Source organism: Moorena sp. SIO3B2, assembly GCF_010692525.1.
In the GTDB taxonomy this organism is placed as follows: Bacteria; Cyanobacteriota; Cyanobacteriia; order Cyanobacteriales; family Coleofasciculaceae; genus Moorena; species Moorena producens.
On record NZ_JAAHHE010000050.1, the window covers coordinates 28,946 to 35,065 of the forward strand.

The window sequence follows — 6,120 nt, forward strand, 5'->3', positions numbered from 1 at the left end:
TCGGAACTAAGATATGGCAAATAGCTGGTGGGAAATTCAAATTTTGTGCGACTCTGCCTTAGAGGATTTAATCTTCTGGCGATTGGAGAAGTTTGGTTGTCGAGGAATGTCCAGCCAGCTTAAGGGACATTCTCAACTAGTGCTTGCTCACTTACCCCAAATACAAGCACAGCTGTTGGATTTGGCCGCCCTTGCCCTTTGGGTAAATCAGGACGCCCTTACTGTAGGTCTGCCAGTACCGATAACTCGGTGGCACCTGATTGATGAGGAAGATTGGGCAAGTAGTTGGAAACAATACTGGGAACCCCAAGAAGTTGGCGATCGCTTTTTGATCTATCCCGCTTGGCTACCTTTACCAGACCCTTCCGAACGGATGTTGTTACGCCTTGATCCTGGAGCAGCATTTGGCACAGGTACCCATCCCACCACTCAGTTATGCCTGGAAGCATTAGAGATGCGTCTAGGCTTCAGCAGTGATCAGGACAATGTGGTAGTGGATATTGGCTGTGGTTCGGGCATTCTCTCCATTGCCTCGGTGTTGTTAGGGGCTAAAAAGGTCTATGGCGTCGATACTGACCCCTTAGCAGTGGGTGCTGCCCGCAACAACCGCTCTCTTAACAACATGTCTGACCAGGATCTGGTCATAGAACAAGGTAGTGTAGAAACCTTGTCTAAGCTTACTAATGGTCAACCAGTAGATGGTATCCTCTGCAATATTCTGGCAGAGGTGATTATTGATTTAATTCCATTAATAAGTGCTATTGCGAAACCCACCAGCTGGGGAGTTATCAGTGGTGTGTTATTAGATCAAGTGAAACCGATTGCTGATACCCTCGAACAAAATAACTGGATTGTCGCCACCCTCTGGAAGCATCAGGATTGGTGTTGTTTTAATATTCGGCGTTCCTGATTACTTATTAGTAATTTTGGTAATTTAACCTTAAATCTTAAACCTTAAACCTTAAACCTTAAACCTTAAACCTTCATGCAAGTTATTGAATAGCCAGTTGGATGCGGGTGCGCACTGTTAAATCGGTTTCAGTCTTAAACATTTGCGCTAAATGAGTTTTGATACTCTCAGCCAGATCCGGATAGGTAACCGCTACCGCAGTAGCTAGACCTTGCAATCCTACTACGGAAGAATAACGAACTACCCATTCTGAGTCTTGGCAGGTTAGCAGTAGTGTTTTAAAAGCTTGGTCTTGGGCAGCAGGAATTTTATCTTTAGGCATATCCTCCCAGTCCAGGCTGCCCAGACCTTTTGTAGCAGCTCGACGGACGCTCATAGAAAAGTCACTTTCAGCTGCTTCGATTAAGGTATCTAAGGCTCTAGGATCGCCAATTCCTGCTAGTGCGAGGATTGCCCAGGCTCTACCTCCGTAGTTATAGTCATCAATTAGGTTTAGCAATTGCCGTACTGCTGTTTTACCTAATCCCACTAGCCCACCCGCAGCTACTCCTGCTGCACCTGGGTTATTGTAGCTAAGAACTGCAATTAAAGTGGGAATCGCAGCCTCTAAACGAGCATTAGCCAAGGCTTTTACTGCTTTTACTAAGCTATAGGCAGAATCTGCCTCTTCCACAGCTCGAATTAATTCTTGGCCTTGGGTTGTGTTGGTCATGAAGCAGTCTAAGGTTAAATGTTGTTTGCCCTAGGCGTTCCCTAGTGGTAGGTTTAAAGCAAAAGGTAAAAGGATAAAAACCCACCAGTGGCGGAGTAATAGTTAGATAAATGGTTAGATAAAATAGTTAGATAAATGATTAGATAAAATTATTTGAAACTTGATCTTTGATTCTTGAAACTTGATCCTTCATCCTTCATCCTTCATCCTTTAAACTTCACACTTCAGAGAAGACCATCCATCAAGTTCATAATTTTAATTGCAGTCTCCGATAGGTGGCAACCATCAGTGGGATGGTTTTCTAAGTGATGCTCTAGAATTCCTTTGAGGGCGAGTAGCTTGAGATTATTTTCTGCCGAGGTCTGAGCGATCGCATCTGCTGCTGGTAAATAACCAATTGCCCCGAGATCGGAAAGAGCTGCCCGCCTCAGTAGTACTTGATCAACACTCAAAGCTTTGATTAAACGTTCAGCATAAGTAGGGTTTTGAGTTAGCTGGTACATCGCCCGTGCTGCGGCATACTGTTCCAACTGGTTAGGATGCTCTAAGAATATTTCAATCAGGTCAATAGCTTCAGTTACACCAAGATCCCCCAAGGCTTCGATGACAGCATTGTAGGGTTGGGCGAGGTGGGGACTTCCGGGTATAGGCTGGGCTGCTTCTAAACCTCCGTCTAGCAATTTGATCAGCTTGGGAATACAGGTACGATCTTCTAACATCCCTAAAGATTGTACCGCTGCTTCCCTAACATAAAAATCGGAGCAGTCTAAACAATCAATCAGCGCAGGCACAGCTCGATGGTCTCCTAGTTTGCCTAGTGCCCTAGCGGCATTCCGGCGCAGAGGATATCCTCCTAATTCTGTCTGGTTCTCCTGATCCTGTAGCGCAGCGATTAGGGCATCAATTGCCACTGGTTCCCGGACTCGGAACTTTCCTAGCCACCATGCTGCATAATAGCGAAGCCCCTGGTCGTTGCCTTGTAGATTGGCGATGGCTTGCTCTACAGTTAATGACTCCGAGTTATCAGTCTCAACATAATTCTCAAGACTAGGCTGCAACATTTTAACTTGCTAATTTAAACTTGTTAATTTAAACTTGCTAATTTAGACTTGTTAATTTTCATTTTACTTAGCTCCTGTCTCCTGTATCCTCAAAAAACCTACCAATTTCTTACTTTATCCTTGTAGATATAGGGTACCTAAATCAATTGTGAGCATTTTTGATGCCATATTCCCTACTCCCTACTCCCTGCTCCCTGCTCCCTGCTCCCTTTGCTATAGACAAACTAGATAGACAAAACAATGCCCGGAAAGGTCAGCAGACGCTAGTTCTTGCTAACACCTACTGACCTTTCCAGGCCAAAAGAGCAATTAGCTCAGGGCGTTAATAGCGTAGTCAATGTAGTTATTTGCCTCATTAGCAGGCTGACCACTTAAACCATGGTTAGCTTTGATGTACTTGAGGGCTTCGATGTACCAGCTCGGAGACAGCTCGAAGGTACGGTTGATTTCATCTAAACCAGCAATCAAGTACTCATCCATCGGTCCAGTACCACCAGCAACTAGGCAGTAAGTAACCATACGCAGATAGTAACCGATATCACGGGAGCATTTTGCTTTGCCTGTAGCGTCAGATGAGTAGTTTGATCCAGGCATGGTAGTGGTGTAAGGGAATTTGTTATACACCGCTTGGGCTGCACCGTCAGTCAAGCTTGAGGCTTTAGCAGTTAAGGCTTTTGCGGCTTCTAAACAAGCTGTAGCCCGCTGGAATCGACCGAAGGCAGTCTGGATTTCTGTATTACTTAAAAAACGACCTTGAGCGTCAGCAGCAGCGACGGCTTCTGTAAGCGGGGTTTTCATTGTCTAGGTATCTCCCTAATATTTTGTCAAGTTTTCAAAAACGTTTGAAGTTGTGATAGTTAGACAGCAAGTGATATGCCTTTAGCGTTTTAGGCAACCGCACCAGCTGCTTTGTCGAAGTAGCTGCCAATTTCAGCCATCAGAGAGCTGCAATCACCAGGGGTGATGCCATTGGAGTCGTTAGCGATCGCAATCGCAGCATCCTTCATCTTTTCTACACCCACTGCTACGGAAGCACCAGGAGTTCCCAGAGCTAGGTAGGTTTCCCGCAGACCATTGAGGCAGCGGTCTTCCAGCACACTAGCATCACCAGCAAAAATGGCGTAGGTGACATAGCGCAGGATGATTTCCATATCGCGTAAGCAAGCAGCCATCCGACGGCTGGTGTAGGCATTACCACCAGGATTGATTAACTGGGGTTGCTCAGCAAACAGAGAGCGAGCCGCGTTAGCCACGATAGTGGAAGAGTTGCTGGTAATGCGGTTGACTGCATCCATCCGCTTGTTGCTGTCCTTCACCATAGCGCTAAGAGCATCTAGTTGCTCAGTACTAATGTATTGACCCTGGGCATCAGCCTGAGAAACAAGCTTAGTAAACGCATCAAACATTGACGGAATCTCCTAGGTTAGTTGGTTTTGTTTCAAAACGGGCTTCAGTTAAACAGACTCAGACTGAATCAAACTGAATCAAGCAGTCTGAAACGGGAACGGGATAGAACATGCTCCAGCCACAGCCAATACTCCTATCTCTCTGTCTTGGTCTTTGTCCTAGTCTTTGTCCCATGAGTTTGGTAACAAAACGGATCGTTAAGAAAAATTACAAAACTTCACGTTTTGGTGAGAGACCTAGGAACGCTGTGTGTCAACCGGTTGGTTGGCTTTCGCCTGTCACTATTTACCCTTCAGGTAACTTTTATACAATGATGTCGAGCCTTTATTCGTTACATCTTGTTAAGAGTTTAAGATTTTTTGATGTCTGATTGCAACGGCAGATCAGAACTGGCTTGCCATGGCAAGCCTGTGGATTGGCTCCACGTTGGTGCTGGAAGCCTCTTGGTTGCTTACCTCCTGCTCAAGACACAGGTCAGCTGTTTACTCCAGCTAATTTCTCTAGCCGTTGGCAGTTAAGTAACATTTCTTATCAAACCTACACTCACAGCTACAGGCTGATAATACCCCAGGCCGATAAGGCGATCGCAATTGTTCCCCCAAGTACAACTACAGCCCCTGCCTTAGTGAGTACTCCTGCTACCAAGCGCACTGAGGCAGGAGGATAATAAGTTTTGAAACCAATTGGTTGGTATTTGAAGTAACCCAGCTGTTGCAGTTGGGTGCGGTACTCTTCCGCATAACGAGGCATGCGGGCAAAGGGTAGATCGCCTTGAGTACGCTGGGGTATGATCCGCCGCCGCTGATAAGGCACGGTGTGATCACCAAAGTTTTCCAGGTACTCGTCGCTATCGAGCAGAGCATCAATAAAGTTTTGTAACCCATTAGTAGCTAAAACTATTGACCAGGCTAACTTCTCCCGCTCACTGTAGACATCACGGCCCAAGATGCGTTGTACACACATCTGGACAAAACGGTAGTTGTTATTGGTCTGATAATTGCGCTGCCAAAAAGGTTCAGATGTTGCTAGACCACGAATGAAGTCACGCACCGTGATTTGACCAAATCTCAGCTGCGATTCTAAAAAGCTTTGGCGGTTGCTTTTTAGAATCTGTTGTTCATTAAAAATTTGACTATAGGCTGCCCTAATCAACTCATCCATTTCCGATGGAGACAGCAGATTCGCTGTACTGTATAGTTTAGGCTGCTCATCTCCGGGCACCTCATATCCAGCGACGCGCTGATTTTGGGTTGAGGGAGGATACTCTAGCAAAGGAATTGTCATTAATCACCTCTATGATCGTAAACCTTAGTCATAATCACAGATTAGGGGATTAGCTTCATACAATCCTAACTTTTTTTACGTTTCTTAATTAAAAGAAATGATTCGTTATTTTAGCGACCTATGAAGTATTAAGTATTAAGCATGAAGTATTAAGTATTAAGTAAACTGTCTCCCATTTAAACAACATTTTATTGATGCAAAGCGCGAGTGGGGAGCGGCTGCATCAAGACAAGGATTTGAGATTTATAATAAAAATGTGTTTCTGACTACTGTTGCGCTTTGGCGCGATCTCGGGTAATAGCGAGGCTAAGATCTTGCACGTTTGATTAAAGGCTCTAAATACAATTTAGGACTATCGAGTCAGGAGCTTTGAGTCATGATAGATGGAATCAAGATAAATTCTTGACCAGTTAATTGGTAATTAATCAGAGTTTTATCATAAGCAGTCAGCCACAAGCCGTCAGCCACAAGCCTTTAGCTGATAGCTGAACGCGCACGCGTGCGCGTTCAGCCGTCAGCCACAAGCCTTTAGCTGAAGGCTTGTGGCTGACGTTTTATCAACAATAAAATTCTGTATTATTCCCATCAATTCTGTAGTCATCAATTTTGTAGTTTTGTCCTGACTTATGACTCGAAGATCCTGACTCCTGACTCCTGAAAAAACTAAGCAATTTCTTACATCGAACTGAGGTGAAGTTATAACATCCTAATAATTCCAGTAGTGCTTAACTTGCCTGTGCGAGCTT

The 6,120-nt window shown here is 44.9% G+C and carries 8 protein-coding genes; 3 read left to right on the top strand and 5 right to left on the bottom strand.

Annotated elements, in window-relative coordinates; translation table 11 throughout:
* Window positions 1-13 precede the first annotated feature (13 nt).
* Complete coding sequence (gene prmA, locus F6K38_RS14355; RefSeq protein ID WP_287251565.1) at window positions 14-910, top strand: 50S ribosomal protein L11 methyltransferase; 897 nt, start codon at window positions 14-16, stop codon at window positions 908-910.
* 82 nt (window positions 911-992) lie between these two features.
* Here prmA and cpcF read toward each other — a convergent pair whose 3' ends face one another.
* Window positions 993-1,622 (bottom strand): C-phycocyanin alpha-cysteine-84 phycocyanobilin lyase subunit CpcF, encoded by a 630-nt coding sequence (cpcF, locus tag F6K38_RS14360; RefSeq protein WP_287251564.1) that lies wholly within the window; start codon window positions 1,620-1,622, stop codon window positions 993-995.
* 224 nt (window positions 1,623-1,846) lie between these two features.
* Window positions 1,847-2,683 (bottom strand): C-phycocyanin alpha-cysteine-84 phycocyanobilin lyase subunit CpcE, encoded by an 837-nt coding sequence (gene cpcE, locus F6K38_RS14365; RefSeq protein ID WP_287251563.1) that lies wholly within the window; start codon window positions 2,681-2,683, stop codon window positions 1,847-1,849.
* Between the two features lie 161 nt (window positions 2,684-2,844).
* Between cpcE and F6K38_RS14370 the strand changes: the two genes are divergently transcribed.
* Window positions 2,845-2,970, top strand: coding sequence for a hypothetical protein (locus tag F6K38_RS14370; RefSeq protein WP_287251562.1), 126 nt, complete (start codon window positions 2,845-2,847; stop codon window positions 2,968-2,970).
* A 22-nt stretch (window positions 2,971-2,992) separates the two neighbouring features.
* Here F6K38_RS14370 and cpcA read toward each other — a convergent pair whose 3' ends face one another.
* Together cpcA and cpcB are read right to left on the bottom strand one after the other, a co-directional pair.
* A complete protein-coding gene (cpcA, locus tag F6K38_RS14375; protein ID WP_287251561.1) occupies window positions 2,993-3,481 on the bottom strand; it encodes a C-phycocyanin subunit alpha in 489 nt (162 codons plus the stop codon).
* An 89-nt stretch (window positions 3,482-3,570) separates the two neighbouring features.
* Window positions 3,571-4,089: a C-phycocyanin subunit beta gene (cpcB, locus tag F6K38_RS14380; RefSeq protein ID WP_287356799.1), complete on the bottom strand. Its 519-nt coding sequence runs from the start codon at window positions 4,087-4,089 to the stop codon at window positions 3,571-3,573.
* 363 nt (window positions 4,090-4,452) lie between these two features.
* Between cpcB and F6K38_RS14385 the strand changes: the two genes are divergently transcribed.
* The gene (locus F6K38_RS14385) at window positions 4,453-4,608 is read left to right on the top strand and encodes a hypothetical protein (protein WP_287257150.1); all 156 of its coding nucleotides are present in this window, start codon (window positions 4,453-4,455) and stop codon (window positions 4,606-4,608) included.
* Between the two features lie 31 nt (window positions 4,609-4,639).
* Here F6K38_RS14385 and F6K38_RS14390 read toward each other — a convergent pair whose 3' ends face one another.
* The gene (locus F6K38_RS14390; RefSeq protein ID WP_287257151.1) at window positions 4,640-5,374 is read right to left on the bottom strand and encodes a phycobilisome rod-core linker polypeptide; all 735 of its coding nucleotides are present in this window, start codon (window positions 5,372-5,374) and stop codon (window positions 4,640-4,642) included.
* Window positions 5,375-6,120: the final 746 nt, after the last annotated feature.

Coding starts and splice junctions, on each gene's coding strand:
- prmA (WP_287251565.1), top strand. CDS start 14: ATGGCAAATAGCTGGTGGGAAATTCAAATTTTGTGCGACTCTGCCTTA.
- cpcF (WP_287251564.1), bottom strand. CDS start 1,622: ATGACCAACACAACCCAAGGCCAAGAATTAATTCGAGCTGTGGAAGAG.
- cpcE (WP_287251563.1), bottom strand. CDS start 2,683: ATGTTGCAGCCTAGTCTTGAGAATTATGTTGAGACTGATAACTCGGAG.
- F6K38_RS14370 (WP_287251562.1), top strand. CDS start 2,845: ATGCCATATTCCCTACTCCCTACTCCCTGCTCCCTGCTCCCTGCTCCC.
- cpcA (WP_287251561.1), bottom strand. CDS start 3,481: ATGAAAACCCCGCTTACAGAAGCCGTCGCTGCTGCTGACGCTCAAGGT.
- cpcB (WP_287356799.1), bottom strand. CDS start 4,089: ATGTTTGATGCGTTTACTAAGCTTGTTTCTCAGGCTGATGCCCAGGGT.
- F6K38_RS14385 (WP_287257150.1), top strand. CDS start 4,453: ATGTCTGATTGCAACGGCAGATCAGAACTGGCTTGCCATGGCAAGCCT.
- F6K38_RS14390 (WP_287257151.1), bottom strand. CDS start 5,374: ATGACAATTCCTTTGCTAGAGTATCCTCCCTCAACCCAAAATCAGCGC.